Origin of the sequence: Mesorhizobium sp. M7A.F.Ca.US.005.03.1.1 (assembly GCF_003997975.1) — a bacterium.
GTDB classification, from domain to species: Bacteria; Pseudomonadota; Alphaproteobacteria; order Rhizobiales; family Rhizobiaceae; genus Mesorhizobium; species Mesorhizobium ciceri.
Map to the genome: position 1 here is coordinate 1 of NZ_RZRO01000089.1, position 26751 is coordinate 26751.

The 26751-nt window shown below is 60.9% G+C and carries 24 protein-coding genes and 1 pseudogene; 13 read left to right on the plus strand and 12 right to left on the minus strand.

Features of this window, described 5'->3' with window-relative positions:
* Positions 1 to 278 precede the first annotated feature (278 nt).
* The 3 genes from EN990_RS27440 to EN990_RS27450 all read right to left on the minus strand — a co-directional run bounded on the left by EN990_RS27440 (position 279) and on the right by EN990_RS27450 (position 3683).
* Positions 279 to 1280, minus strand: coding sequence for a zincin-like metallopeptidase domain-containing protein (locus EN990_RS27440; protein ID WP_063169241.1), 1002 nt, complete (start codon positions 1278 to 1280; stop codon positions 279 to 281).
* Positions 1281 to 2012: 732 nt separating this feature from the next.
* Positions 2013 to 2318 (minus strand): thioredoxin domain-containing protein, encoded by a 306-nt coding sequence (locus EN990_RS36320; protein ID WP_126057771.1) that lies wholly within the window; start codon positions 2316 to 2318, stop codon positions 2013 to 2015.
* Between the two features lie 150 nt (positions 2319 to 2468).
* On the minus strand, positions 2469 to 3683 hold the full coding sequence (locus tag EN990_RS27450; RefSeq protein ID WP_210326676.1) for a cation:dicarboxylase symporter family transporter: 1215 nt from the start codon (positions 3681 to 3683) through the stop codon (positions 2469 to 2471).
* Positions 3684 to 4389: 706 nt separating this feature from the next.
* On the opposite strand from EN990_RS27450, the gene EN990_RS27455 reads away from it, so the two are divergent.
* Positions 4390 to 4779, plus strand: coding sequence for a hypothetical protein (locus EN990_RS27455; RefSeq protein WP_024505560.1), 390 nt, complete (start codon positions 4390 to 4392; stop codon positions 4777 to 4779).
* A 189-nt stretch (positions 4780 to 4968) separates the two neighbouring features.
* On the opposite strand, the gene EN990_RS27460 is transcribed toward EN990_RS27455, so the two are convergent.
* The 3 genes from EN990_RS27460 to EN990_RS27465 form a co-directional block, all read right to left on the minus strand.
* Positions 4969 to 5214 (minus strand): hypothetical protein, encoded by a 246-nt coding sequence (locus tag EN990_RS27460; protein ID WP_063169243.1) that lies wholly within the window; start codon positions 5212 to 5214, stop codon positions 4969 to 4971.
* Between the two features lie 174 nt (positions 5215 to 5388).
* Positions 5389 to 5523, minus strand: a complete 135-nt coding sequence (locus tag EN990_RS36740) for a hypothetical protein (protein WP_256754986.1) — start codon at positions 5521 to 5523, stop codon at positions 5389 to 5391.
* Positions 5516 to 5986, minus strand: coding sequence for a hypothetical protein (locus tag EN990_RS27465; protein ID WP_224570941.1), 471 nt, complete (start codon positions 5984 to 5986; stop codon positions 5516 to 5518). The genes EN990_RS36740 and EN990_RS27465 overlap by 8 nt, the downstream gene beginning before the upstream one ends.
* 599 nt (positions 5987 to 6585) lie before the next feature.
* Here EN990_RS27465 and EN990_RS36325 point away from each other — a divergent pair.
* The gene (locus EN990_RS36325; protein WP_063169245.1) at positions 6586 to 6834 is read left to right on the plus strand and encodes a DUF6074 family protein; all 249 of its coding nucleotides are present in this window, start codon (positions 6586 to 6588) and stop codon (positions 6832 to 6834) included.
* Between the two features lie 365 nt (positions 6835 to 7199).
* Here EN990_RS36325 and EN990_RS27475 read toward each other — a convergent pair whose 3' ends face one another.
* The 4 genes from EN990_RS27475 to panB form a co-directional block, all read right to left on the minus strand.
* Positions 7200 to 7832: an acyl-homoserine-lactone synthase gene (locus EN990_RS27475; RefSeq protein WP_063169246.1), complete on the minus strand. Its 633-nt coding sequence runs from the start codon at positions 7830 to 7832 to the stop codon at positions 7200 to 7202.
* A gap of 92 nt (positions 7833 to 7924) precedes the next feature.
* The gene (locus tag EN990_RS27480) at positions 7925 to 8644 is read right to left on the minus strand and encodes a LuxR family transcriptional regulator (protein WP_063169247.1); all 720 of its coding nucleotides are present in this window, start codon (positions 8642 to 8644) and stop codon (positions 7925 to 7927) included.
* Positions 8645 to 8742: 98 nt separating this feature from the next.
* The gene (gene panC / locus EN990_RS27485) at positions 8743 to 9651 is read right to left on the minus strand and encodes a pantoate--beta-alanine ligase (RefSeq protein WP_063169248.1); all 909 of its coding nucleotides are present in this window, start codon (positions 9649 to 9651) and stop codon (positions 8743 to 8745) included.
* On the minus strand, positions 9648 to 10484 hold the full coding sequence (panB, locus tag EN990_RS27490) for a 3-methyl-2-oxobutanoate hydroxymethyltransferase (RefSeq protein WP_063169249.1): 837 nt from the start codon (positions 10482 to 10484) through the stop codon (positions 9648 to 9650). Before panB ends, panC begins: the two co-directional genes overlap by 4 nt.
* Positions 10485 to 10655: 171 nt before the next feature.
* On the opposite strand from panB, the gene EN990_RS27495 reads away from it, so the two are divergent.
* The 10 genes from EN990_RS27495 to EN990_RS27540 all read left to right on the plus strand — a co-directional run bounded on the left by EN990_RS27495 (position 10656) and on the right by EN990_RS27540 (position 22049).
* A complete protein-coding gene (locus tag EN990_RS27495; RefSeq protein WP_024505567.1) occupies positions 10656 to 11618 on the plus strand; it encodes a membrane protein in 963 nt (320 codons plus the stop codon).
* Positions 11619 to 11680: 62 nt separating this feature from the next.
* Entirely contained in the window at positions 11681 to 12655 is a 975-nt protein-coding gene (gene nadA, locus EN990_RS27500) for a quinolinate synthase NadA (protein WP_063169250.1), read from the plus strand.
* Positions 12652 to 14193 (plus strand): L-aspartate oxidase, encoded by a 1542-nt coding sequence (locus tag EN990_RS27505; RefSeq protein WP_063169251.1) that lies wholly within the window; start codon positions 12652 to 12654, stop codon positions 14191 to 14193. Before nadA ends, EN990_RS27505 begins: the two co-directional genes overlap by 4 nt.
* Position 14194: 1 nt before the next feature.
* On the plus strand, positions 14195 to 15076 hold the full coding sequence (nadC, locus tag EN990_RS27510) for a carboxylating nicotinate-nucleotide diphosphorylase (protein WP_063169252.1): 882 nt from the start codon (positions 14195 to 14197) through the stop codon (positions 15074 to 15076).
* A 174-nt stretch (positions 15077 to 15250) separates the two neighbouring features.
* On the plus strand, positions 15251 to 16219 hold the full coding sequence (gene bioB / locus EN990_RS27515; RefSeq protein WP_224570943.1) for a biotin synthase BioB: 969 nt from the start codon (positions 15251 to 15253) through the stop codon (positions 16217 to 16219).
* Positions 16216 to 17355, plus strand: coding sequence for an 8-amino-7-oxononanoate synthase (locus tag EN990_RS27520; protein ID WP_024505572.1), 1140 nt, complete (start codon positions 16216 to 16218; stop codon positions 17353 to 17355). The genes bioB and EN990_RS27520 overlap by 4 nt, the downstream gene beginning before the upstream one ends.
* Complete coding sequence (bioD, locus tag EN990_RS27525) at positions 17352 to 17987, plus strand: dethiobiotin synthase (RefSeq protein ID WP_063169254.1); 636 nt, start codon at positions 17352 to 17354, stop codon at positions 17985 to 17987. The genes EN990_RS27520 and bioD overlap by 4 nt, the downstream gene beginning before the upstream one ends.
* On the plus strand, positions 17987 to 19252 hold the full coding sequence (locus tag EN990_RS27530) for an adenosylmethionine--8-amino-7-oxononanoate transaminase (protein ID WP_063169255.1): 1266 nt from the start codon (positions 17987 to 17989) through the stop codon (positions 19250 to 19252). The genes bioD and EN990_RS27530 overlap by 1 nt, the downstream gene beginning before the upstream one ends.
* Complete coding sequence (locus EN990_RS27535) at positions 19249 to 20232, plus strand: beta-ketoacyl-ACP synthase III (protein ID WP_063169256.1); 984 nt, start codon at positions 19249 to 19251, stop codon at positions 20230 to 20232. Before EN990_RS27530 ends, EN990_RS27535 begins: the two co-directional genes overlap by 4 nt.
* 173 nt (positions 20233 to 20405) lie before the next feature.
* Positions 20406 to 22049, plus strand: coding sequence for an MFS transporter (locus EN990_RS27540; protein WP_063169257.1), 1644 nt, complete (start codon positions 20406 to 20408; stop codon positions 22047 to 22049).
* A gap of 234 nt (positions 22050 to 22283) precedes the next feature.
* Here EN990_RS27540 and hemN read toward each other — a convergent pair.
* Positions 22284 to 23610, minus strand: a pseudogene (gene hemN, locus EN990_RS27545) (oxygen-independent coproporphyrinogen III oxidase).
* A gap of 464 nt (positions 23611 to 24074) precedes the next feature.
* On the minus strand, positions 24075 to 24431 hold the full coding sequence (locus EN990_RS27550) for a hypothetical protein (protein ID WP_024505577.1): 357 nt from the start codon (positions 24429 to 24431) through the stop codon (positions 24075 to 24077).
* Positions 24432 to 25112: 681 nt separating this feature from the next.
* On the opposite strand from EN990_RS27550, the gene EN990_RS27555 reads away from it, so the two are divergent.
* Entirely contained in the window at positions 25113 to 26252 is a 1140-nt protein-coding gene (locus EN990_RS27555; protein ID WP_063169258.1) for a porin, read from the plus strand.
* Positions 26253 to 26751: the final 499 nt, after the last annotated feature.

Sequence of the window (26751 nt, forward strand, 5' to 3'; positions counted from 1 at the left end):
CCTGCTGGTCACCACCGAAGCCATGATCGCGGAGGCTCCGAAGAAGGAGTCGGCTGGCGGCGGCATGCCTGGCGGCATGGGCGGCGGCGGCATGGGCGGCATGGGCGGCATGGATTTCTAATCCAGCTCTGGCAGCTTTCGCAACGAGAGGGCGGCATCAATGCCGCCCTCTTTTTTTGCGAACCTCGGTCCGATGAACGATCGACGCCAACGCCGGCCATCGGCGTTAGGGCAACCTCAAAAGAACTGTCGAGTTGGTTGCGCGCGGCTTTGCGTCATCAGAGGCGCAAGGCGGTCGCGTGTGAGGATTGCGCGCTCCCATAGGCGGTTTCGGCATGTGCCTCGCCTTCGACATCGACATTGCGGCCAAGCAGGAAATCGGCGGCTTTCGAGGCATGGCTTGCGGCGCGGAAGATGGCGCGGTTGTCCTCGCGCAAAACCGTCAGCCATGAGCCGATGTAGTCGGCATGGCGCACGGTCGGCTCGATGCCGAGACTGCTGCAGATGAAGGCTGATGCGATTTCGGCGACCAGTTCCTCGCGCGCATAGGTGTTGGACCCGAAGGAGCCGGACAGGTCGCGCGCGAGTCGCCTCGGGTGGCCGGTCCAGTGGCCAAGCTCGTGAAAGCAGGTCCGGTAATAGTCGATCTGGTGGAAGAAAGCCGGCTGCGGCGGCACCTGTATGGTGTCGCTGCCGGGCATGTAGAAGGCGCGCTCGCCGCCGACGCGAAAATCAGCGCCGGTTGCATGAATGAGCGCCTCGGCCTGCGGGACCATCTCGCGCTCAGGCAGAGGCTCGCCGGCGGCGTAAAGATGTTCGGGCAGATTATCGCACTGCGCGACATTGAAGACGGTGAAGCGCTTCAGGAAGGGCACCGCCTGCGGTTCGTCGCCATCGGTGTCGGCGCGTTGCTTTTCGTTCTTGGGAACAAAGCGGTCAGCGTGAACGATGGTGGTGCCGTGCTCGCCCTTCCTGACATTGCCGCCAAGCGAAAGCGCCTGCCGGAAGGTGAGCCAGTTCTGGCTGGGGAAACCGCGCTCGATGACCGCGCCCCACAGGATCAGGATATTGATGCCGGAATATCGGCGCTGGGTGGCCGCATTCCGCGGCAGGCCGAGGCCTGTCCTTGCCCTGCCCCACGGCTTGACCCATGGCACGGTGCCGCGCTCCAGTTCGGCAATGATGCGGTCGGTGATTTCCTGATAAAGGCTGGCGCCGGTGCGCCCGCCGCTGTCTGCGCCAGCCTGTCGGCTGCCGCAACGTTTGTTGTTTGCACGCATCGTGATGTCCTCCGCTCTACAATCGCGCGCCCTCCCCGGAAGCGGGGTGGGCGGCAAAAGCGACCGGAAAGGCCCGCCGTCGGAGGCGGACTGCATCAGCAGGACCGGAACGGAGTGGAGGACCCGAAAGCGACAAGCGAAGGGTTGCGGGACGCCGCGGCGGGCCTAGAAGGGAGTGCTGCCCACCCTGCGCCAGGGGGAAGGCCACAATAGAAAGACGCCGGCCGACAGGCCGGCGACCGTCAGCAGCCGAAGGCTGCCCCGCGCCAGGGGGCGATGCCGCAGGGCCAAGACCGCCTGAGCTTGCCGAAGAAAAGCGGGCTCGGTTCACGAGCACCCGGCCAGCGACTTCAGGCGCGGGCGCTCAGGATTGTTGTTGGCGCCCACGGCAGCTGGATGACCGCAACAAGATTACGAGGAGCGACAGCAAAGCCAGCTGCCACAAACGGCACGCTCCGGCAACAACAGCGTGGCCGGTCTACAGATGCTGCCCCGCACGAGAGCCAGCACGCTTTGAGCGCGCATCGGCGATGCAAGCGTTGCAAGCTGGCCATGTCCACAAGGTCGGCGACCACTATATCGCCGACCACCAACGCGGGCGTACCGTCTAAGTGCAGACCTTTCGCGAGTGCGCGGACGCGCGCATTTCATCTGCGATGGCCGGATCTTGCATTCCCGCTTGAGCTGCTCAACGTCAAGGCCTACACGCGCTGCGATCTTGAGAGTGACCCTTCAACTGGGGGAAATCATAAGGGCGCGGTGGAATTCGTCGAACTTTCCCTGTTTTCTCGAGGCGAGTGCGGCGAAGGCTGGGAATTGGGAATCCGGTCCCAGGACCGGGAACTGTTTGATCACAAGCTTCAGATTGGGCTCATGCTTGAAGGCTTTTTGGTAGTTGATATCAGCCAGTCTGCAATGCGGACAGTTGTGGTAGTCATTGAATATGACCAGAACGGCATCGCCTTGCGGGTTGCCGGCGATTGGCGAAGGAGATCGTTGTCGAATGCGCCGCTCCACTTTTGCCTGTCGGTCGACCACGCCTGCCGGTGCAGGTTCGCGCTATATTGGCTCGCCAGCAAGGCGAGGAGTAAAAGAAGAGCTGCGACAGTGATGGCAGTCGGCTTAGACATGAGTCTCCAATCCATGGACGGCGTGGCAGCAACGGCCGCCTTTTTGGTGTAAAATGGGTCAGTTTTGATCGTGCCCCGCAGTTGCTACAGGCGCACAGGTGCCGGTGCGATCTGGCGGTTTCTCAAATACGGCTTTGCGCCATCGGGTCCACCCCAATAGCTGAGCGTCGTTCGCACGGGGAATTGTGTTCACCACGCCGGGCGACTTGACCGTCCACCGCCAGAGCGCTGAACGGTCCGCTAGTGAGGCGCTCCCCGAATCGTCGTTTATCCCGCTCGCCCCGGACCGGGTGACAGCCAGCGTTGCCGCTACGCTGCGGAGAAAAACCGTCAGCGCGTGGCATTCGGACATAAGCTGATCGACGCCAAGAATAAGCCCCACGGAGGTGACCGGTGCGGCCGGAACAAGAAAGAGCGTTGCAGCCATTGTGACGAGGCCTGCACCGGTAATGCGGGTTGTTCCGTTCGAAGGGAACAATGCGACAAACAGCATGAGGATCCGGCAGCCGATCGGGAGATCAGTTTTCGTCGCTTGGGCGATGAAAAGGGCGGCGAGCATCATATTCGTGCCGTCCAGATTGAATGGAATGAGACCCACGACCGAATGCGTGGCGCCGGCCTTTTCCATCTTCTCCATGAGCGAGGCCAGCGCGGCCTCTGAGGAGGACATTGCGAGCAGCAGCTCGTCCTTGATGTATCGGACGAGAGAGAAGAGCGAGCGGCCGTTGTAGCGGCAGACCGCGCCGAACAGGATCGAGAGGAACAGGACCGAGAGGAACAAGACTTGCAGGATGTCGCCTTCCGCGAAGGCACTGGCAATCGTTGACGGGATGATGTTCATCAGGAAGCTGGTCACGGACTGCTCGTGAGCCGTGGCCACATAGCCCTTAACGGCTTCGACATCGAGCGAGGCCGGATCGATGTTGAGGCCGGCGCCAGGCTGAACGATATTCGCGACAATCAGCCCGACAAGGAGTGCTAGCGTCGAGAAGGTAAGGAAATAAACCATCGCCTTGGCGGCAACTCGGCCGACCTTCTGCAGATCGCTCATGCCGGCAATGCCGGTCGCCATTGTCAGGAAGATGACAGGTACGGTGATTATCTTGACGACATCGACGAAGGCATCGCAGAGCGGCTTCAGGCTGTGGCCGGTCTCCAAATGGAAATAGCCGATTGCGGCACCCAGGATTATGGCGGCAAGTACCTGCACGTAGGTCCGGGCAAAATGGCGCTTGCGGGGCGCTAAGATCGCGCGGGGAACTCTTGGAACCAACACCGTCTCTCTCCTTGACCGGATCGGGGTGGGGCTCCTCCCTCTCCCATGCAGTGCTCCGGTCGAACGCTGCGCCCACTTCGGCGCAAACGATGTGCCAAATAGCAAGAGGGGAAAACGCGCAGGACCTCACGCAATGCTTGCGATTCGCTCTCCCACACTCGTGCAGTGGTTGCCTGTCGCAACTATGGAAGGGTCGATTCTGGGAACTCCAAAGGCCGCTCTTTGCGTCGACGCAGCTTGGCTGCCTGGAAGGTTCCCTCTTTGCCTTGCGGTCTGCGAGCTGGGTCCAGATGGTCATCATTTGGCTGCGCGCTGCACGGGGCTCGAAAGATTCAATCGAGGACGGGTCCTCTTGGAAAACGGGGGCAGCGTTGGTCAAGCCCTTCCACCCTGCTGTCCCAATGGTGTTCAGAAGCTCAGTTCACGATCAAGCGATGGATCAGCGTCATCTGGCGTTTGCGCCATCGCGGCGGCGTTGCAACGGGTCTGCCAAAGATGAGCAGGCCGCGAGGCAGGGTCCGAGACCTAGACTCCAACCTCATAGCGCGCTCGGCTCGCGTTCGGAAGGTTCGAACCGCAGCACGATCAGGTGGCGACACCGTTGGTCGGAACCGGAACCCGACGAATGATCGTTCGTGACCGACATCTGTGAACAAGCAGTATGTGTCATTGCAATCACCACCCGTTGCGCGGAAATGCCCATATGGCCGTGAATGAACTGGATTTGGTGATTTTCCAGATGGCGGTGGAAAGCGTCCGCTTGCTCTCTTCAAGCTTTGATGAGAAGGCGGCTGAGATAGCCACGAGGAGCCGTGGTAGCCTTCTTTTTGACGTGCGGGTGGACGGTGACCTGGAGGTCCAGCGAGTCGCAGCCATTGGATATCCAGGCGACAAGATCGGTGTGGTGGCATTGGACCGAGAGGGCCTTGTTAGCTGTTGTTGCCTTGTCAATGGCACCTTCTCACCTTTCATTGCACCGTTGGAGAACTGGACCAGCATGCCCCTTTCGATGCAGGCCCAGATCGATGTCACAGGCTATGCGAGGCTCCTTCTGGCCGCCTTGCGAAATGCTGGACATATGCTGGACAGGTAGCATCGCGATGATGTCTGTGATGAGATGGTGCAAACGGCTGGATGAGGCGATCGCTTGCTGGCAGCTTTGGCAACAAAGCGATCGGTGAGTTCGCAATGCTGGAACACGTCCTTTAGACTCTGCAGTTAAGTTAGCGGACTACCATCTGACGAATGCCCTCTGACAGTCTGCATGGCGCGGCATGCCCTCTTAGGAATGCAGCCGTGGTTCTACACCATCGGCTGTTTTTGTGTCGAAGGCGACGGGCACGCCATGAACGAAGGAAGCGGCCGCCAACAGTTCCTCCAACTCGCGGTCGGTGGCCTTGCATGCCGGCATTAGTGTTCGGATGGCGCGGATCGCCTGCGCCATGGAGAGAAAGCGGACCCTTCCCCTGGAAAGGACATAGGCTTCTGCGGCTTTTTCGACGGTGACGGTGTGAAACGAATTGGTCATGACGAATTCCTCCCTGAACCCTGACCAACCCGACTTATGGCACGAATTCGACCGCCTTCAAGCCTATGTCCGATTGCGGACAATCGCTGCGATTCGTTCAAAACCGCTGATGCTTTTGGGCGACCTGGTGAGGGGCAAGGAGACGTCGGCTGAACCCGTTTCAACCGACATGCTTCAGGCAGCGGCCAGGCCGAAATAACGCTGCTCCTCCTTGTCATAAGCGCCATGTGTGAGCTTTATCAATCCGGCACGGTCGATGATCGTGATCTCGCCGCGCTTGGCGTGCACCAGTCCTCGATACTCAAGCATTTGCAGGGCCGTGGTGACCCCGGGCGGTGGGCGCGAGCATGGTCGCCAGAAATTCATGCGTCGGGAGGATCTTATCTCCTTCCGCACGGTCGTGGACCATCAGCTGCCAGCGGGCCAGCCGTTCTTCGACCTTGGAGTGGCCATTGACCAGTGCCGTCCGGCATGATTGGACGAGGAACGCGTGGGCATAGTCCAGCACTGAGGTGCGAAGCGACGGGCTAATCGCAGGGCGAAGGTTTTCAACCGGCAGGCGCCAGGTAGTGCTTTCCTTTCCGAGAATGACGGCAATTCCTTTCATCCCGTCATAGCCGACAATGCCGACTTCACCTTGCCGCCCGCCGGTCATGGTGGCGACCACCGACGCGATGCCCCTCTCGGGAAAATATACGTTCTTGATCGGCTGATGCGCGACCTCCAACTTGTCCTTGATGCCCGGTTCGACGTGATGCAGCGATGGTCGCAAAAGCGCGAAGTCCTGCGGGGTGAGGGCTTCAGCACCTGGTCGCGAAAGAGGGATCGGGCAAGGCTCTCTTCCAACGGGGCAAGAGCGCGTACGTCTTACTGTCGGCTGCACCGAAGTAAATGCCGGCCGATGCCAAAGCATAGGCTTCGAAACGCGCGATTGCAAAGCCCTGTCGGGGCAGTGCAGTCATGCTAGAAGTCGCGCCGCCTACGATAGGCAGCGGATGACATGATTCCCTTCTGCGGCGGCCACCAAGAACGGCTCGGGCACGCTTTAATCGTTCATACACAAGCTCGCAGGAATGTAAGCAGCGGAACAGTCGGGTGATTCGTACCGCCCTGCCCTTTCAGAGATCAAGTCATTGGACGTCAATTCGGCTGGAACGCCTCGTCGAACGGCCCAGGAAAATGCAGCCGGATGAGCAATGGTGGTTCACCTTATGTGCGGTCCCGGATATGCGGTCCGGCGGCTCATCTCCCAATGGCTTGTCGATGGGGAAGTGGAACTCGTCATGTCGCCGCGAACCGTCACCGCGCTAGCGGGGCTCTTTTGAAGACGCCGGTGTTTTTCTTTGTGGAACTGAATCTGTGAGGTGATTGATGCATGAATCAAACATTTGCGTATTTCCGCTGCATCGGCGACGTATATTGGTCGAAAGTATCGCCCAGGCCCTCGAGACCAAGAACGGCGAGGCGGCGAGCGCGTTCTGGCGCTGTGCCGCCAAGAAAATGCTCATTCAATTGTCCGATGTAGGAATTGCGCCAGAGCTCGCTGCGCAGGAGGTTGGAAGCCTTCTTCATGCGGTCTTGGACGACATGGCCAACCGAACGGTAATGCACAAAGCATAGGCTCGGGCGCTGTTGGACCGCGCGTCAGCTCGGGTCCTTATCGGGGGACTGCTCCGACTGGCCGACGGTCCGGCCAAACCGGCATACCGGCAAAGCTTTGAGGTTGCGATCGCTCACGGCGGCCGGTCCAATATTCTAAGACGACCTCAGAAGCCACGTTGGCTTCTTTGGACGAAGCGGAGGGGCGCCATTTTGGCGTGCTCACGCTGGACTGCGGGTTGCGCCTACGGAAATCCAAAGTCCGGCCGCGCGAGCCAATCGACCGGAACAGTCGAAAGCTCGTGGGGCGGGTCCGCTCACCCTCACGGCGGCGGTGGCGGCCGTGAGCAGACTTAACTCAAGTCACGGCTGAGCATCCGCAGGCGCTATGCCGATTGGATGAGAACTGGTTGCCACAACACCGGCCCGTTGAGGCGTCCCCTCCAGCGGATGCGCAAGAGACTGGCGTAGGAAATATCGAGGAAGCCGGCGACTGCCTCGGTGTTGCCGACCTGCTTGGGCTGTCCGATACGTGACAACGGCCAGGTCGCGAGACGAAGGATCCTTTCGATGCGCGTATCTGTCACCGTTACGATCCCGGAGAGATTGTTGGCCAAGCCGAATTCGATGATCCCCGCGAAGAGCTCGTAGGTTGCTTGGGCCAGGCCGCCAGCTGCCTTCGGCGCTGTCGCAGGGAGATCGAGCGCGAAACGACTACTCTCCCAGATATCGGCACTCGCAGGGACCACCATCTCATCCAGCAGCGTCGGAAACGTATCGCGCAACATTGTCGGTCCGGTGGTCGGCAAAAGGCGGACGCAGCCGCAAGTTCGCCAATCGGACCCCTTGAGAAGCAGGTAGACGGGGTTCAGGCTGTCAAACGAGTCCGTTTCCATTTCGCCTTCGGTCTGCACTTCCCAATCGAGCCGCTTCTTGAAAACCCGATACCTAAGTCCGTGCATTTCCTTGAGTTCGCTCGCAAACTCGGCGTAGCAGTCGGGTGTTATCAGCTGCATCATTGTCGTCTCCGTGCGGGATGTGTCCACGCAATCGAAGGGCAAAGCCGTCATGAATGCAGCCTGTAGACCTTTACAGCTAGACTTGGAGAGGATCAGGATCTCGCCCGAGCAGCCATCCGCACTACGGCCTGGTTGATGGTTCGCACGCCAAGCTTCGCCTTGGCGTTTTCCTGATGGAAGGTCACGGTGCGTTTCGAGACACCGAGAATCTGGCTGATATCCCAGGCCGACTTGCCGCACGCCGCCCATTTCAGGCACTCGAACTCCCGCCGGGTGAGCATTATGCCATCTACCACGCAATCTTCGGCGAGCCTGCGCCGGGCATGGATATGAACGTTGATCGCAACCAGTTGCATTGCTTTTTCGTAGCGCGTCAGCGACCTCAGAAATGGCGGATGCGCCTCGTTGGAGGCGAAGGTCAGTGCGGCGAACCGGCCGCGATGATCATGCATCGACATGGTCAGTCCGCCGCGAATGCCGAACTCAGCTGCTTTTTCCAGGACTTCCTGCTGAGAGGTCGGCAAATAACGGTGATCGCGGTCCACACCCCAGTCGAAGGTATCCCAGCCCCGCAGTCCCCGCAGGATCACGGGATCCACGCTGTGGTAGCGCTGTTGCAGGTAATGTGATGTCCATGATGATGGATAATTCGAGATCAATCGCGGCCTGTCGCCGGAAGCGGATGGGTAGGTGAAATAAGCGAAGAGCGGAAAGTCGAACCCGGCTGCGGCGGACGCCATTGCCTCATGGAGATCGACGGCATCGACGCTTGCAGAGAGTTGCTCGACCAAGGTTTCAAATACGCGATGCATCTGCGCTTAGCGTACCTCGCGGAGGTTGCTGGAAGCCGACGGAGACGTGGTTCTAAATGATGGCCTGTCCCTGCAGGGCATACGACGCGCCGCCGTCATCACCGCAATTGCTGTGCTGCTTCCGATTGGAGAGAGCTCCGCCCACCTGACCAACTACCGATGGGTGATATTGCGACGTTATCGATGAGCCGCGTGTCGCCAAGCCAAGCCGCAGCAAGCAAGCGTGCCGGTCGGTCAAGGCTTGCTAACGATTGCAGGTCTGTTTCTCCGCGAAGCTCCAGGTATTCGAGCTCGCGATAGCCGGCAGCCAGAATTGCTGCACGCGCTTCATCAAGCGTAGGCAGGATGGGGGAGCCGCGTGCAAGCCGCTCGGCCGTATCGAGCAGGACCGATGCTAGTTTTGGGGCAATGGCGCGTTGGGCTGGGGAGAGCCGCACGTTACGCGACGATAGCGCAAGACCATCGGCTTCGCGGACTGTCGGACAGGGCACAATAGTGATCGGAATGTCGAGATCCCGGACCAAGCGCCTGACAAGCTGAAGTTGCTGAAAATCCTTTTCGCCAAAAAAGGCGAAGTCAGCGCCGGCCTGCAGGAAGAGCTTGGCCACGACCGTCGCCACGCCATTGAAATGGCCGAGCCGGAATGCGCCGCAAAGGCATTCGCTGATGCCGGACACTGAAACGGCCGTGGCGAAGCCCACCTGGTACATTTCCTCTGTGTCCGGCACATAGAGCAGATGCGTGCCCAGCAGAGCGAGCTTGGCAGCATCGTCGCTTTCCGTCCGAGGGTAGGCAATCAGGTCGGCGGGGCTGTTGAACTGCTTGGGGTTTACGAACAGCGTCACGATCACCCGCTCGGCCCTTTCGAGCGCCTTCCGCACGAGGCTCAGATGCCCGTCGTGCAAGGCTCCCATGGTCGGCACAATACCGATCGTGGCACCCGAGCGACGCCATTGCGCAACGACGCCGCGCAGCTCGCTCACGGTTCGAGCGATCGGCACGCTCATGTGAAGTCACCGGCCTTCAAGGCGTTGACATAGAGATGTTCGACCGCCGGAAAGTGCCGGTTCCGCATATCGGTGGCGTAAGCGGCGATTGCCGCCTCAGCCTGCTCACCGAGCTCGGCATAGCGTTTGACGAACTTCGGCCGAAATGAGGTGAAGAGCCCGAGCATATCGTGGCTCACCAGAATCTGGCCGTCGCAAGCTGGCGAGGCACCGATGCCGATGGTGGGTATGTCGATATCGGCGGTTATCTGCCGTGCAAGCTGCTCCGGTATCTTTTCCAGCACCAAGGAGAAGGCGCCAGCTTCAGTTACCGCCCTGGCGTCGCGCCTGATCCGCTCTGCATCGGCTCCCCGGCCCTGCACACGATAGCCTCCAAACGTGTTTACCGCCTGCGGCGTCAGGCCCACATGGGCCATGACAGGTACGCCGCGCGCGGTAAGGAAGCGGATGGTTTCCGCGATGGTCTCGCCGCCCTCGATCTTTACCGCTGAACAACCGGTCTCACCCATCACGCGCGCAGCGTTGCCGAAAGCGTGCTCTGGGCTTTCCTCGTAGGAACCGAAGGGCAGGTCGACGACCATCAGCGCGTGTTCAAGGCCGCGGCGAACGGCCTGTCCGTGCATGATCATCATGTCGAGCGTGACCCCCAGCGTCGACGACAGGCCGTGCAGCACCATGCCGACGCTGTCGCCGACAAGAACGATGTCGCAGTGGCGATCGAGCAGCCTCGCGACCGGCGTGGTGTAGGCCGTCAAGCATACAAGTGGCGTCTGGCCTTTTCGCGATCGAATATCTGGAGGAGTCATCCCTTTTATCTCACCAGCCGCGCTCAACCGAGGCCCCTTCCCTTACGTTACCAACAGCGGGTGTCGCGTTTGGCATATTTTTGTGCGACTGCGAAGAGCTAAAAACAGCGCTTGAGTACTCCGGTGTTGACGTGCTGGCTTCCAAGGTTACATTCAATCGATTAAGGCGCTCCGTTGGGCCAACCCGCTTTCGCAAACATGGATCCTCAGACAAGAAGAACCAAGAAAGGCAAAGCCGCCGTCAAAGCTGACGAAGCCAAAGTGGACCTGACTGCCGTCGTGGTCGCCGTAAACGACAGTGAGCCCTGTGTCCTCACAGTCGGTCATGCGGACACCCTCCCTTCTGGACCTTTTGCCCTTGAGCATCGATCACTGCAGTCGGGTTTGAGGGGGTGGGTGGAGCAGCAGACCGGCCATGCACTTGGATACATCGAGCAACTCTACACCTTCGCCGATCGCGATCGCATCGGCACTGAGCGCCACCAGCGCGTCATCTCAATCAGCTATCTCGCATTGACCAGGAAGGAACAGGCAACGAACTCGGCCGCGTGCGGCTGGCAAAGTTGGTACGAATATTTTCCCTGGGAGGACCACCGCTTCGGCACGCCGCCTGTGCTGCTCGATAGATTGCGGCCCCGCCTGATTGAGTGGGCCGGCGGCGCCAGCGAGCCGACCACTCAACGCGAGCGCCGGCAGCGCGCTGCGATAGCCTTCGGCTTCGACGACCGCCATTGGAACGAGGAACTCACGCTCCAACGCTACGAGTTGCTCTATGAAGCTGCTCTGATTGAGGAGGCCGGTGGCGGCAGGGACGCGATTGCGGCCGCGGCTGGCAAACCAATGGTCGCTGACCACCGTCGTATTCTGGCAACCGGGATCGCGCGGCTGCGTTCGAAGATCAAATACCGGCCGGTCGTGTTCGAGCTTATGCGGCCTTCCTTCACGCTGCTGCAACTGCAGCGAACCGTGGAAGCTTTGGCTGGCAGGCTGATCAACAAGCCGAACTTCCGGAGATTGGTCGAGCAGCAGGAACTTGTTGAGGAGACCGGGGAGACCTCCCTCGACACGGGCGGCCGACCGGCGAAGCTTTATCGCTTCCGGCATGCCGTCCTCGACGACAGGGCTATCGCCGGGACAAAATTACCGCTGGCGCGGGCTTGACATACTTATAGTCAAGGTAGATATATTCCCTTATTGTCAAACCGAATATAATCGAGGCGCCAATGACTGGGGCGTTACCTATGGCTGCGTCCTTGTATGAGCGTGTCCGGCGGGTGATCCCACCCGTTGAATGGCCCGCGTTCGCCGGCGATATTGAAGCCATCTTAGCGCTGAAGCGTGAGCGCAATGCGGTGGTGCTGGCGCACAATTACCAGACGCCCGAAATTTTTCATTGCGTGGCAGACATCGTCGGCGACAGCCTGGCGTTGGCCCACAAGGCGGTGACGGTCGACGCCGACATCATCGTGGTTGCCGGCGTTCATTTCATGGCCGAGACGGCAAAACTGCTCAATCCGAACAAGACCGTGCTCATCCCGGATCTCCGCGCCGGCTGCTCGCTGGCCGAATCGATCACGGCAAACGACGTGCGGCTAATGCGGCTGCGGTATCCGGGGGTCCCCGTTGTTACTTACGTCAACACTTCCGCCGCCGTAAAAGCGGAGTCCGACATCTGCTGCACGTCCGGCAACGCCAAGGCGGTGGTGGAATCGCTTGGCGTGGCGCGTGTGCTGATGCTCCCGGACGAATATCTGGCGAGGAACGTGGCAGCCGATACAGACGTCGAGATCATCGCCTGGAAAGGCCATTGCGAGGTGCATGAGCGCTTCACCGCAGCAGACATCCGGGAACTGCGCGATGCCCATCCAGGCGTCATCGTGCTGGCCCATCCAGAATGCCCACCAGACGTTGTCGCGGAGGCGGAGTTCTCCGGCTCGACCGCGGCGATGTCGGATTATGTCGAGCGTGAGAAACCGAAGCGTGTCGTCCTTCTGACCGAATGTTCGATGAGCGACAACGTCGCGGTCGCGCATCCCGACGTCGAGTTCGTTCGCCCATGCAATCTGTGCCCGCACATGAAGCGCATCAACCTGGCCAACATTCGCGCCGCACTCGAGCAGAACCGGCATGAGGTCCGGATTGATCCCGAAATTGCCGGCCCCGCCCGCCGCGCGGTCGAGCGCATGCTTTCCCTATGAGTCTGGAGGTTCGCGAAATCGCGGGGGCGCCGGTCGTCATCGGCGGCGGCATTGCCGGCCTGATGACGGCGCTTCATCTGGCGCCGGAACCGGTCGTGCTTTTGACCAACGCGCCGCTTGGAACCGGAGCCTGCAGTGAACTTGCCCAGGGCGGTCTTGCGGCAAGTCTCGGGGGCGACGACGGCCCAGATTTTCACCTTTGCGACACGATAGCTGCCGGCGACGGACTCTGCGATGAGGCCACGGTGCGGCGAGTGGTACGAGCTGCACCCGAAGCGATTAGGACGATCCAAAGGTTCGGCGTCGACTTCGACCAGCACCCTGACCGCGCGTTGCGACTTGGGCTCGAGGCGGCACACTCGCGACGGCGGATTGTGCATGCAGCCGGCGACGCCACCGGTCGCGAGTTGGTGCGCGCGCTCGTCGCCGCGGTTCGGCGTACAGCCTCGATCACCATTATCGAAAATGTGGAGGTCCGCCGGCTGGTCGTGCAGGACGGGTCGGTCATCGCCGTGGTCGCAGCAGGACGAGCCGGCGCGCTCGCTCTGCCCACGCGTCGCGCGGTGCTGGCGACCGGCGGCGTCGGCGGGCTGTTTTGCGACACGACAAACCCCGCTGGCTCATGGGGTCACGGGCTGGCGCTCGCCGCATGGGCGGGGGCGGAACTCGCCGACTTGGAATTCATACAGTTCCATCCAACTGCGCTCGACGGTCCGCGCCGGCCGATGCCGCTGGTGAGCGAAGCCGTGCGTGGCGAAGGCGCGGTGCTCATCGATGAGCGAGGAGAGCGCTTCCTCGCCGACACACCTGGCGGTGAACTTGCGCCTCGCGACGTCGTAGCGCGCGCCATTTGGCACCAGCTTGCCGTTGGACGCCGCGTATTCCTGGACGCACGGCAAAGTCTCGGCCCGAGATTTGGCAAGCGTTTTCCAGGCATCGCCGAATTGTGCCGGAGCGCAGGAATCGACCCAGCGACCGACCTGATCCCGGTGCGCCCGGCGGCACATTATCACATGGGCGGCGTCGCCGTAGACAGCGCCGGCCGCAGCTCCATCGAGGGATTGTGGGCCTGCGGTGAGGTGGCCTGTACCGGCCTGCACGGCGCCAACCGCCTGGCCAGCAACTCGCTCACCGAAGCGGCGGTCACCGCGAGCTGGGTTGCCGAAAGCGTTGCCGGCACGTCGTATACCCGGCGACCGCGCAGATGCTCCACATTCGTCCCTCCACGACCAGACGCTTCCGTGGTCCGCCCGATTGTCTCCGCCGCCCTGGGTATCATCCGCGACGGCGAGGCAATGCGCGAAGCGGTGGCGACCCTGCTGCCGATCGCAGCCAATAGTGTCGCTGCCTCTGGTCCGGCTTTGGTCTCACTGATGATCGCCGCGGCGGCCCTGAGGCGGGAAGAGAGTCGAGGCGCGCACTGTCGGTCCGATTTCCCGCTCCACGATGCCAACGTGCGCCCATCACGGCTGACACTGCACAGCGCAATGCGGGCCGCGGCCGCACTCGATTGCCGGGCTACCATACGGAGCACTTGATATGACTTCATTCTCCCCCCTCCCCGCGACCCTGATCGAACCGATTGTGCGCGTTGCGCTCCTCGAAGACCTGGGCAGATCCGGCGACCTGACCACCGATGCGGTTATCCCGTATGATTGCACTGCCACGTTGGTGCTCAAAGCGAGGCAGGCGGGCGTCGTTGCCGGGCTCGATCTGGTCTCGTATGCCTTCCTTCTCGTGGAACCGGCGATCAACATCCAGATCTGGCGCCCTGATGGCAGCGAGGTTGGGGCCGGGGAAACCATTGCAAGATTGTCCGGACCCGCACGAGGCCTGCTCACGGCCGAACGCACGGCCCTCAATTTCTTATGCCGGCTGAGCGGCATTGCCACTGCCACAGCGGCCATGGTTGAGGCCGTGCGCGGTCACAAGGCGAGGATTGTATCGACGCGAAAGACGACGCCCGGGCTGCGGGCATTGGAGAAATACGCCGTGCGCGTCGGCGGCGGTGCCAATCACCGGTTCGGCCTCGATGACGGCGTGCTCATAAAGGACAACCACATCGCGATCGCCGGCGATATGCGCACAGCAATAGAGCGGGCGCGCGCCGCAGCAGGGCATATGGTGAAGGTCGAGGTCGAGGTCGACACGCTGAAGCAGCTCGATGCAGCGCTCGCGATTGGTGTTGACGCGGTGCTGCTCGACAATATGTCGGTCGAGGATCTTGCCCGCGCGGTTTCTATAGTGGATGGCCGTACGATCACCGAGGCGTCCGGTCGGGTGATGCCGAAAACGGCGGCGGCGATTGCGGCGACCGGTGTCGATCTCATCTCCATGGGTTGGCTGACGCACAGCGCCCCGATCCTCGACATCGGCCTGGACATGCCGGACCACCAGAACATCTGCAAGCACTTGAACTGAGGATTACGGCGTGAGGAGCAACATCAGCTCGGCAGGCGTAGGAGGTGCTGGAAAGACGTGCCGCAGCTCGCCTTTAGCGAGTGCGCCCCAAAGCCAAGAAGGCGTACCGGACTAGCAAACAAAGGTTTGACGATGACGATTGGAATGAACTCGGAGTTCGACGTGAACCAGACCATGCAATCGGTCGACGGAACGCCTCCGCGATGGAACCGCAAAGAGGCCGAGGCCATCTACGGCATGCCATTCAACGATCTGCTGTTCCTGGCTCAGACGATCCACCGCCAGAACTTCGATCGAAACCGAGTGCAGCTGTCGCGGCTCCTTAGCATCAAGACCGGCGGGTGCCCCGAAGATTGCGGCTATTGCAGCCAGTCTGCGCATTACGAAACCGGTGTGAAGGCGTCGAAGCTGGTGGACGTCAAGCATGTCATCGACGAAGCGGCCAAGGCGCGTGATGGCGGCGCAACGCGCTATTGCATGGGCGCGGCGTGGCGAAGTCCCAAGGAGCGCGACATGGACGTTGTGGTCGCCATGATTGAGGGCGTCAAGGCCCTCGGCATGGAGACCTGCATGACGCTCGGCATGCTCGATCTTGAGCAAGCTGCTCGCCTGAAGCAGGCCGGTCTCGACTACTATAACCACAACATCGATACCTCTGAGCGCTACTATGGCGAGGTTATTTCAACCAGGACTTTTGCCGACCGGCTGAAAACGCTTGGGCACGTGCGCGCGGTTGGGATGAAAGTCTGCTGCGGCGGCATTGTCGGGATGGGAGAAGAAAAGACCGATCGCATCGACATGCTGGTCACGCTCGCGAACCTGCCCGAGCCGCCGGAAAGCGTGCCGATCAACATGCTTATTCCCATCGAAGGCACGCCGCTTGCCGCGGCCGACGCCATCGATCCGATCGATTTCGTCCGCATCGTTGCGCTCGCGCGGGTGATGATGCCGAAATCCTATGTAAGGCTGTCCGCCGGCAGGACGGCGATGAGCGACGAAACGCAGGCGCTGTGCTTCTTTGCCGGCGCCAATTCGATCTTTGTCGGCGACACGCTGCTGACGGCGGGAAATCCCGGCGAGGACAAGGATACCCTTCTGTTCCGGCGCCTCGGCATTGAGCCTATGGAACTCGCCACGCAATGAAGGAGGCAATTCTTGCCCGCTATGACGCAACCTTGCGGGGACTGGGGCGCAAGGACCGGTTGCGGACGCTCGCACCGCGCGCCGGGCTCGACTTCTCGTCGAACGACTATATCGGACTTGCCGCCTCCAAAAGACTGGGCGATGCGGTTTCGACGGCGATTGCGCGGGGCACGCCAGTGGGCGCCACCGGATCGCGGCTGTTGCGCGGCAATGCACCGGAACATGAGCAACTGGAGGCGGACGCAGCGGCATTTTTCGGAGCCGAGCGTGCACTGTTCTTCGGCAGCGGCTATATCGCCAACTTCGCTCTGCTGACGGCCCTGCCGCAGAAAGGCGACCTGCTGGTCCTCGACGAGCTCGCTCATGCCAGCATGCATGAGGGTGCCCAGGCCGGGCGCGCTGAGTTCAAGCTGGCCGCGCACAACGACGTCGACGCTGTCGAGGACGCAATCACCCGCTGGCGCGCCGAAGGCGGCATGGGGCGGGTGTGGATCGCCTTCGAAAGCCTTTACAGCATGGATGGCGACCGTGCGCCGATGGAGAGCCTGGTCGCGCTGGCTGATCGGTACCAGGCATTCATCGTCGTCGATGAAGCGCATGCCACCGGCGTCTGGGGACCGGACGGCCGGGGACTGGCCGCCGCGTATGAAGGCCGCGACAACATCGTCACGCTCCACACATGCGGCAAGGCGCTTGGCGCATCCGGCGCGCTCGTTACCGGACCGCGAACACTGTGCGACTATCTTATCAACCGGTGCCGGCCATTCATCTATGCGACCGCACCATCGCCGCTGATGGCAGTCGCGGCACGTGAGGCGCTGACTATTCTGTCTGACGAGCCTATGCGTCGTGCTCAGTTGCACGAGCGTGTCGCTTTCGCGAGCCGGCAATTGGCCGAACGCTGCGGCGTGATGCCCAGCGGCTCGCAGATCCAGCCGCTTGTGATCGGCGATAACAGCCGCACCATGGCGGTGGCGGCAGGACTGCAGGCACGCGGCTTCGACATACGCGGCATTCGCCCGCCGACAGTGCCTGAGGGTACGTCGCGCCTGCGCATTTCGCTGACTCTCAACGTCGACGAAGCCGACATTTCCGCCATGGTCGAGGCTCTCGTCGGAGTGTTGGCCACAGCATGACCAAACGCATCGTCGTCACCGGAACAGACACTGGAATTGGCAAGACAGTGTTTTCGGCCGGACTTGCCGGGCTGCTCGACGGCTTCTACTGGAAGCCGGTGCAATCGGGCCTCAACGAGGAGACCGACAGCGAGGTCGTCGCCCGGCTTTCCGGCTTGCCCGACGGACGCGTGCTGCCCGAAGTCTATCGACTGACGATGCCGCTGTCGCCGCATCGATCAGCCGAAATCGACGGCGTCGCGATCGAGGCCGACGATCTTTCATTTCCGGTCCTGCCGACACCGCTCGTCATCGAAGGCGCCGGCGGGCTGATGGTGCCGCTCAATCGACAGACAAGGTTCATTGACATATTCGAACAATGGCGGCTGCCGGTCATACTGTGCGCCCGCACCGCGCTTGGCACCATCAATCATACGCTGTTGTCGATCGAGGCCCTGAGAGCCCGCTCCATCCCGCTCATCGGCATTGCCTTCATTGGCGAAGAGGTGGCCGATACACAAAGGACAATCGTGGAATTCGGCGGCGTGCCGCAGCTGGGCAGGCTGCCGCACCTCGGTCCGCTGACGGGTGAAACGTTGAGAGATGCAATGATTTCCGGCTTCGACCTGGCCATGATTGCCGGAGGCGACTGATGGCGGAGTCTCGAGTCTGGCATCCGTTCACGCAGCACGCGCTAGAGCCCTCGCTCCCTGAAATCGTGCTGACTGAAGGCGCCTATCTCCACAAGGCCGACGGCTTCCGCATCCTCGATGCGATTTCTTCCTGGTGGGTCGTCACCCATGGCCATCGCCACCCCCGCATCATGAAGGCCATCGAGACGACCGCCTCGAGCCTCGACCAGATCATCTTCGCGGGCTTCACCCACGAGCCGGCCGAACGGCTGGCCGAGGCGCTTGTAGGCATCGCACCCGCCGGCCTCCACCGGGTGTTCTATTCCGACAGTGGCTCGACCTCAGTCGAAGTCGCGCTGAAGATGGCGCTCGGCTATTTCCGTAACATCGGCGCGTCGCGTTCGCGCATCGCCGTCATGGAGCACAGCTATCATGGCGACACCATCGGCACGATGAGCGTCGGCGCCCGTGGCGTCTTCAACGCCGCCTATGAGCCTTTGCTGTTCGAGGTCGACACCATCCCCTTCCCGGCCGCCGGGCGCGAGCAGGAAACGCTGGATCGGTTCGAGGCCGTTAGCCGCGACCGGCGCGCAGCCGCGCTGATCGTCGAGCCGCTGGTGCTTGGCGCCGGCGGCATGCTGATGTATCCGGCCTGGGTTCTTGCCGAATTGAAGAGGATCGCCGAAGCCTCCGGCACGCTCGTGATCGCCGATGAAGTGATGACCGGCTGGGGGCGCACCGGAACCATGTTTGCCTGCGAACAGGCGTCCGTCTCGCCCGACATCTTGTGCACCTCGAAAGGTCTGACCGGTGGTACCATCCCGCTGGCCGCCACGATCGCCACCGATGCCATCTTCCACGCTCACTTTTCGGAGGATCGCAAGAAGACGTTTTTCCATTCGAGCTCCTACACCGCCAATCCGATCGCCTGCGCGGCAGCACTTGCCAATGTCGAGATCTGGCGTGACGAGCCGGTGGCCGAGCGGATCGCGGTCTTGAGCGCGAGGCAGGCCGCGGGGCTGCAACGCTTCCGGGACAATCCATATTTCACCGACTGCCGGACAACCGGCACCATCGCGGCACTCGACCTACGCACCGGCTCAGCCGGTTATCTGGCCGAGATCGGGCCAAAACTGCGCGCTTTTTTCCTTGAGCGCGGCCTGTTGGTGCGCCCGCTCGGCAATGTCCTCTATCTTCTGCCGCCCTATTGCATCACCAGCGACGAATTGGACGGGCTCTATGACGCGATAGAGGAGGCCGGCGAACGCTTCGGCTCGCGGCCATGAACCTATCGTCGCGCGTTCTCGGCTTCGGCCATCATGCGCCGACGCGCAAGGTCGAGAACCCGGAAATCGAAGACCGGCTCGGGCTTGAGCCCGGCTGGATCGAGCGGCGCACCGGAATTCGCTCGCGCTTCTGGGCAACAGACGAAGACACGCTGTCGGGCCTTGCCGCCTCTGCCGGCGACATGGCGCTGACCAATGCCGGTATCGACCGCGGCGACGTCGGTCTACTCTTGCTCGCCACGTCGACGCCCGATCACCTTCTGCCGCCAAGCGCGCCGCTGGTCGCACATCGGCTGGGGCTAGGCCGCGCCGGAGCGATCGACCTGACCGGCGCCTGCGCCGGCTTCATCTATGCGCTGATGTTCGCCGACGGGTTCACCCGCCTGCACGGCAAAGCGAGCCTTGTCATCGCCGCCAACATCCTCAGCCACCGCATCAATTTGGCCGAGCGCGCCAGCGCCGTGCTGTTTGCCGATGCCGCCGGCGCCATGGTGATCAGTCCTTGCGATGACCCGGATCGAGGCATTCTCGGCGCTTCGGTGGATTCCGACGGCTCGCGCTACGGGCTAATCCAGATTCCCGCCGGGGGAAGCAACACTCCGTTCCATGCCGACCTCGACCTCGCGCAGACACGGATGACGATCACTGACGGCCGTGAAGTATTCAGCAAGGCCGTGGAGATGATGACCGCCTGCTCGAGAGATGCGCTCACTGCTGCCCGACTGAGGCCGCAAGACCTCGATCGTTTCGTGCCGCATCAGGCCAATGCGCGCATTTTCGACGCGGTCGGCAGGAACCTCGGCATCGCTGATCACTCGATCGTCAAGACGATCGCCGAATATGGCAACTCTTCCGCCGCGACGATCCCGCTCTCATTGTCGCTGGCCCATCGGGCGCAGCCGTTTCGGCCTGGCGAGAAAGTCCTCTTGGCGGCAGCGGGTGCGGGTCTCAGCGGCGGCGCGCTTGTGGTGGGAATTTAGCAAAGCAATGCTTGCGCACAGGACTGCTCATGAATGAGACTATGAGAATGGCTCAATACGCAAATAGTCGCCGGCAAGCTCCATAGAGCTGGGGTCCGTGCGGTGCTCCGCGATGTCTAAGTATCGACCCGCTTGCTCAAATCGCAGCGCTCATCGAAGGCCAGCAATACCTCATGCAGAGCGAAAATCCCCAACCGCCCGTTTCAAAGACGCTCGCCCCATTTCGAAACAAGGTGTTTCGCTCAATTTGGGCGGCCACCCAGATTTCCAGCCTCGGTTGGCTAGTGCAAACGGTCGCCATCAGTTGGCTTATGGCAACGATTTCAGCGTCCGACCTCATGGTGGCACTCGTCCAGGCCGCATCCACATTGCCGGTGTTCTTCCTCTCAGTTTTCGCCGGAGCCATTGCCGACAACTTCAGCCGCCGGTGGGTGATGTTTGCGGGACACTGCCTGATAGCATCGGCGTCGACGACGCTGATGATTTCTGTGGGTCTGGGATTTGTCAGTCCTTGGCTGATTCTCGGGTTAGGTTTCCTGGCCGGCTGCGGCTTTGCCTTGAATGATCCGGCTTGGCACGCTTCGGTCGGCGATATCCTTCACAAACGCGACATTCCGGCCGCAGTGACGCTTATGTCCGTCGGATACAACATTGTGCGCAGCGTTGGTCCAGCCTTGGGGGGCGTGATCCTGGCCGTCTTTGGGCCGCTGGCCGCTTTCGCCTTGGCTGCGGTGAGTGATCTGGCGCCCATAAGCGCGATATGGCGCACCAAATGGGAGGTCCGCTCTTCGCCTCTCCCTCGTGAGAGAATGACGACGGCAATTCATGACGGAGTGCGCTTTACGGCGATGTCTTTGGAGATCAGGGCAGCGACCGCCCGAGCCGCTCTTTTCGGGTTGGCAAGCATCTCCATTCTGGCGTTGCTCCCCCTCGTCGTCCGGGATCAGTTGAAGAGTGGGCCAATTGTCTACGGTATCTTATTGGCCGGCTTCGGCATGGGTGCTTTCATCGCGGGTATGGGCAACGGCTTCTTGAGGAAGGTCACGTCTCAAAACAGGCTGGTGGCCTTCGCCTCTGTGGCTTGTGCAGTCTGTTGCCTCTCCCTTGCCCTTACATCGTCGCTTCCTGTGGCGGCCATTTCGCTGGCGCTCGGCGGAGCGGGTTGGCTTATCACCTGGACGGGCATTGACGTGTCGGTGCAGTTGGCAAGCCCAAGGTGGGTTGTAGGCCGCACGCTCTCCATTTACTACGCCTTGAGCGCAGGCGGTATGGCTGCTGGCAGCTGGATCTGGGGTTCTGTCGCGCAAAACTATTCCTTGACCTCAGCATTGGAGGGCGCCGCAGGCGCTCTGTTGCTGGTTGCAGCAGCGGGGATCGTGTTGCCGGTCCGTCCCTGGGAAGAAACCGATCAAGAAAGTTCAGTTTTTCATCCGCCGGACGTGGCTCTCGATCTGAAACCCAGAAGTGGCCCTATCGTGGCCAAGGTCGAGTATTTGATATCGGAGGAAAATATCGAGGCCTTTCTGGGCTCCATGCGCACGCGGCGACACGTCCAGAGCCGTGCCGGTGCACGAAACTGGACGCTCCAGCGAAATCTGCAAACACCGTCACTTTGGACGGAGACATTCCGCACCCCCACCTGGATGGACTTTCTCCGCCTAAATCATCGACTCACCGCAGCAGATAAGGAAGTCGCCCAGCATCTCCTGTCACTGCATGAAGGAGAGGTGCCTCCGCAGACAGTGCTTTCGATTGAACGGACGACCGAGGCAATTCGTACCCGTACCTCGACAATCTTTTCTCGTCCTCCAAGATGACGCCATCAAGCTGCTGTCCAGGGACAGGGTGGATCACCGGTGCTTTGCAGAGCACAGCCTCACACCGAGAGCAGCGTGCTCCGGGTTGTGCGCTTTCGCGCGCACCCAGGCGAGATGATGGTGAACGCGGCGTCAAGTGGAAGTCCCCTGCATACGCTTGCGGAGTCTTCTGCGAGAGCCCATGCCGACGAGCGCCAAACAAGGTCTGATGCCTTTCGGCGTCGTGGCCTCAACTCATCGATTCGCGAGAAAAGCATCGAATGCAGCAGCAACGGCGCGAACAACAAAGCGGTGCTCCGGCCGCACGCGGATGAAGCCGTTTTCGACGTCCAGGATCCCCTCCTCAGCCAGCGTCACCAAACTCTCAACTGAATCGAGAAAACGAGCTGGTTCGATTTCGTGGGCGGCACAGATGGTCGGCACGTCGGCCTCCAAATCGCACATCAGTCGCTCGATGATCGCTGCGCGCACCCGGTCATCGTCGGTCAGACGGTGACCCTTTGATGTCGCCAGACGTCCACTTGCGATGTGCCGGGCGTAAGAATCCCGTGTTACTTCGTTCTGAACATACCCCTCGCGGACTCGGCCAATAGCCGACGCGCCGAAGCCGATCACGTTTTGCAAGTATCGGCCGAGTATCCCAGCGAATTACGCCGTAGGCGCCCGGTCTTCTGGCGCTAGCGCAAGTTCGTCGTCCGGCGGAGCGAAATGATCGAGCCCGATCTCCCGGTAGCCAGCGCCAACCAGTGTCTCGGCGACAGTTGCAGCCTGTTCGGCGCGAAGATCGCCGTCCGGTAGACCTGCCTGCTCGATTAGGCGCTGATTCTTTATCACGGAAGGAATATGCGCGTATCCGAACACCGCAAGCCGGTTGGGGCGCATGGCGACCGCAGCCATCGCGGTCTGGATGCAGGACTGCACAGTCTGTTTCGGTAGACCGAAGATGAGGTCGAAGTTGATATGGCCAACGCCATGCCGGCGGAGATTTTGGACTGCAGCGGCCGTCTGCACCTTACTCTGGATCCGATTGATCGCCTTTGCACATCGGGATCAAAGCTCTGCATCCGATGCTCGCGCGGTTGACACCGTTAGCTGCCAGGGCTTCGGCCATTTCCGGTGTGAACGTTCGGGGATCGATCTCCACGGCGATCGCAGCAGTTTTGCTGAAAGCGAAGTGGCGGCGTAGAAATTCCATCAGCGCCAAGTGCTCGGCTGGCCCGATAAGGTGAGGCGTTCCGCCGCCGAAATGCACATCGCTCACCGGCAGCCCTTGCCGCACTTGCTCCGACACCAAACTGATCTCCTGACGCAGCACCGCTAAATAATTAAGGATCGGGCCGTTGCGACGGATGACCGCGGTAGGGAAGCCGCAATACCAGCACATGGATCGGCAAAACGGAATGTGGAAATAGAGCGACACCGATTCGTCGGCCGGGAGGCCCCCCAGCCATTCCTCATAATCGTCAGCACCAACTGCCGCAGAGAAGTCTGGCACAGTCGGATAGATGGTATACCAAGGCGGCCGGGGGTCCCGGTACTTTGTCAGGATTGAGGTGTGCAAGGAGCTGTCATCCCACGTCGCTCATCCATCATTCTTTCGTTGCGCGCTCGTCCTGGTCTCTGACCTAAGTCAGTGCGTCCCGCTTATGTCGCAGTCTCGTTTGGACAGGATGGGGTCAACCACGCCGGGGAGCGCGCGTGCCATGGTTGCGCCTGAGGTGATGGTGCGGTGCCGCATTCAACGTCTGAGTACGTGACGCCAGTGCAGTGTGCTTGAGGCGTCTGCGGAAGAACTTTGCAATGCGAAATTCATGTCCGACGCAACGGACCTGTCAAGCCTCGTTCAGACGCCATCCAGGTCCAGCCAGCGGCCTTCCCTGCCGGCCGAAAAACCATACCGGCTTTAGCCACCGAGACGCTCTAAAGCTGACGTCGGCTCATTTGATGAAAGGAGGACGCCGCTAGGGGGTGCACAAGGTTCCCCGGCTTGACGTCGCTTCGAGCGAAGAGCGGTGTGGCTTGTCGTCAAGCGCCGGGCAGCGTGCCCCCTACCGATATCCCGAAAAGATCGACCAAGATGGCCATGCCGACGCCACACGCGGTCTGGATGAGGCCGACCATGAAAATGCGATTGGCGCGTTCGTAGATGGGGCGCCGCAAGGAACTCATGTCGAGCAGCATGGACAGCGCTCTCATCTGCAGTGCGATGCCGAGCAGGATCGGCACTACGGCGAACAGATCGTAGAGTTGCCATGGCAAGGGGTTCGCGGCCCAATGAGTGAGGAAGCCGAGGGAAAAGGCAAGCAGGATACCCACGGCAGTGATTGTGCCGTTGCGGAAAATGGTCTCGATCGGTTCTTCCTTCGGATCGTGCTCGTCCAAGCGGCTTCCTTTCGTTGCTCTTTCCGTCGAGACTAAGTTCTCGAGAATACTGTTCATCGCCAATTACTCGAGGCGAGCCGTAGGCAGCCGTTTCAGGGTGCGCTCCCTCTCGCTTCCGGCCGCGCAATGTACCTGCACGGCGAACTTACAGCGGCGAAAAGGTGCTGCGGCCACCATGCGACGCCTCGGACGTGCACGCCCTCTGTTCCTGGCGCAGCCCTTGCGGAGCGTACGCGCAGTGATCCTTCTCGGTAGCGGATGGCGCGGCCTCCGTTGCGGTCAGACGGGAAGCCGTCGCTGTTAAACGAGACTGTCACATATCGAACATGGCGAACCGTGTCGCACATTTCTTTTCGCAGTGACCCTCAAAAAAAGTGATTCCAGCGAGACGAAGGCGCGTCGGCCCGATTTTGGTGTCGGCCGCATCTACGCTTCAGGTTGGCATGTCGCTTGCTGCTCTATTCGGAGAGCTGCAGCGGTCCGACCGGAGTGTTTCACATGTAAACGATAATGAATCTCCTAGCAGAAAACACTATTATAAGTACATGTGGCTTTTACGCTGGCTCACCTCTCGTGTCAAGCGCTTTGGCGTCCACATATTGGAGACAACACGCACAAAATTTAGAGGAAAAGCTTGCTCTTTCGCCTCTATCCTTTTTATTCCTTCATGGAGATCTAGACATGTACATCAAGAGTCCTCTTCTCGGCTTAACTGCTCTGATGACCATTTCCGTCGGTCGAGCAGCTGGCGCCGAGCGGGAACCGGCCGAGTACATCAAGATCTGCGACGTCCTCGGCTCGGGATATTCCTATATTCCCAACACCGAGACCTGCCTGCGCATCGGCGGCTATGTCCGTTACGATATCGGCCTGGGTGACGTCCGATCGTATGACAGCGCAAGAACCTCGGACGTGAGAACTGGCGAGGACCAAGGCACTTGGCGAAACAGCACACGCTTCACGTTCAAAACTTGGACCGGCCAGCAGACCGAGCTCGGCGCGTTGACGACCTATACCGAAACCCAGGTGAATTTTGGCAACAGCGCTAACTCGCATGACAGTCCTCAGAACTATGATTTCAACAGCGGCCTCGCACTGGCTTCTGCCTGGGTCGAGCTGGGAGGCCTGCGAGTTGGCAAGGAGGGGTCGGCCTTCGATACGTTTGCAAGCTACGCTGGCAACGTTCTCGATAGTATGCTCGTTCCGTCGGCCGGCTTCGACACCAACGTGGCTCAGTACCACTTCGACGCCGGCAACGGCATTTCGACTGTGATTTCGCTCGAACAAGGATCGGGCTCAGCCGGTACTATCGACAGCTATATTCCGCACGTTGTCGCCGGCTTGAAATACACGCAAGGCTGGGGCTCGATCATCGGCGTCGCGGCTTATGACAGCAATTACGAAGCTTTTGCCGGCAAGATCCGCGTCGACGTCGCTGTCACAAACCAGCTGTCGCTGTTTGGACTCTTCGGCTACGGTTCCAATGCCAGTCTCAACGAGGACTCAAACGGCGCAATTGCCAATCATGGGCGCGGCTCGTACAAAATCTGGAACGGCCAGTGGGCTTTCTGGGCGGGCGCCACCTACGAGTTTGACGAGAAAACTTCGTTCAACCTTCAGGTCTCGGGTGATCAGCTCAAGGATGCTGGTGTGGCTGCAAACGTCGCCTACATGGTCGTTCCCGGCTTCACGGTCACAGCCGAGGTCGATTACGACCACTACGGCAACTCTGGCCTCGGCCCTGCCGAGCCTACCGCCGTCAAGGGCACGAGCAAGCCGAACAGCGTCGGCGGCATTCTCCGCTTACAAGGCTCATTTTGAAATCTCTCCAGTCGCGAGCATGGCAAAGGCACTTGCCTCGACAACGCACGCATGGAGAGCTTCGTTCGCCATCTTGAAGTCTGCATCGACCGTCCACGGCCCATCGTACCAACTAGAAACTGAAAGTTATGAGCCCTGTGTACTACACCTAGCCCTTGACCTGCCCGATGAACCGGCCAGGGGCCGTCAGTTCAAATTCGGGGCCGTTTAGAGGGCAGTGTGAGGCCGTGTTAGGTAAGCGCCACTGCAATGTCGAGGCCGCGACACGCCTGTCGCTTTGGACGGCTGGAATTGCCCTTCGCGGCGCCATTCATTCTCTCAACATTTACGTGATAATGCACGCTGAGTCCGAGCCGCGTGGCAGCACCCATCCTAGGTGTGAGCTTTCGAGAGGTTGTCCATTCGGACCGGACCGAGGAGACTGGAGTTACCACGCTTCAGCATCCATCGGAGGGTCCGAATGAACATCCACAAGAATGCCCGTCTCACACCGCTGCGT

What these genes read in the sequence shown, in the direction of transcription:
- EN990_RS36325 (WP_063169245.1), top strand. Translation starts at nt 6,586, where the DNA reads ATGCATGAATCAAACATTTGCGTATTTCCGCTGCATCGGCGACGTATA.
- bioD (WP_063169254.1), top strand. Translation starts at nt 17,352, where the DNA reads ATGACCAAACGCATCGTCGTCACCGGAACAGACACTGGAATTGGCAAG.
- EN990_RS27520 (WP_024505572.1), top strand. Translation starts at nt 16,216, where the DNA reads ATGAAGGAGGCAATTCTTGCCCGCTATGACGCAACCTTGCGGGGACTG.
- EN990_RS27440 (WP_063169241.1), bottom strand. Translation starts at nt 1,280, where the DNA reads ATGCGTGCAAACAACAAACGTTGCGGCAGCCGACAGGCTGGCGCAGAC.
- EN990_RS36740 (WP_256754986.1), bottom strand. Translation starts at nt 5,523, where the DNA reads ATGCTTGAGTATCGAGGACTGGTGCACGCCAAGCGCGGCGAGATCACG.
- EN990_RS27555 (WP_063169258.1), top strand. Translation starts at nt 25,113, where the DNA reads ATGTACATCAAGAGTCCTCTTCTCGGCTTAACTGCTCTGATGACCATT.
- EN990_RS27495 (WP_024505567.1), top strand. Translation starts at nt 10,656, where the DNA reads ATGGATCCTCAGACAAGAAGAACCAAGAAAGGCAAAGCCGCCGTCAAA.
- EN990_RS27460 (WP_063169243.1), bottom strand. Translation starts at nt 5,214, where the DNA reads ATGACCAATTCGTTTCACACCGTCACCGTCGAAAAAGCCGCAGAAGCC.
- bioB (WP_224570943.1), top strand. Translation starts at nt 15,251, where the DNA reads ATGCAATCGGTCGACGGAACGCCTCCGCGATGGAACCGCAAAGAGGCC.
- EN990_RS27475 (WP_063169246.1), bottom strand. Translation starts at nt 7,832, where the DNA reads ATGATGCAGCTGATAACACCCGACTGCTACGCCGAGTTTGCGAGCGAA.
- nadA (WP_063169250.1), top strand. Translation starts at nt 11,681, where the DNA reads ATGACTGGGGCGTTACCTATGGCTGCGTCCTTGTATGAGCGTGTCCGG.
- EN990_RS27535 (WP_063169256.1), top strand. Translation starts at nt 19,249, where the DNA reads ATGAACCTATCGTCGCGCGTTCTCGGCTTCGGCCATCATGCGCCGACG.
- EN990_RS27505 (WP_063169251.1), top strand. Translation starts at nt 12,652, where the DNA reads ATGAGTCTGGAGGTTCGCGAAATCGCGGGGGCGCCGGTCGTCATCGGC.
- EN990_RS27455 (WP_024505560.1), top strand. Translation starts at nt 4,390, where the DNA reads ATGGCCGTGAATGAACTGGATTTGGTGATTTTCCAGATGGCGGTGGAA.
- EN990_RS27540 (WP_063169257.1), top strand. Translation starts at nt 20,406, where the DNA reads ATGCAGAGCGAAAATCCCCAACCGCCCGTTTCAAAGACGCTCGCCCCA.
- EN990_RS27480 (WP_063169247.1), bottom strand. Translation starts at nt 8,644, where the DNA reads ATGCATCGCGTATTTGAAACCTTGGTCGAGCAACTCTCTGCAAGCGTC.
- EN990_RS27530 (WP_063169255.1), top strand. Translation starts at nt 17,987, where the DNA reads ATGGCGGAGTCTCGAGTCTGGCATCCGTTCACGCAGCACGCGCTAGAG.
- nadC (WP_063169252.1), top strand. Translation starts at nt 14,195, where the DNA reads ATGACTTCATTCTCCCCCCTCCCCGCGACCCTGATCGAACCGATTGTG.
- panC (WP_063169248.1), bottom strand. Translation starts at nt 9,651, where the DNA reads ATGAGCGTGCCGATCGCTCGAACCGTGAGCGAGCTGCGCGGCGTCGTT.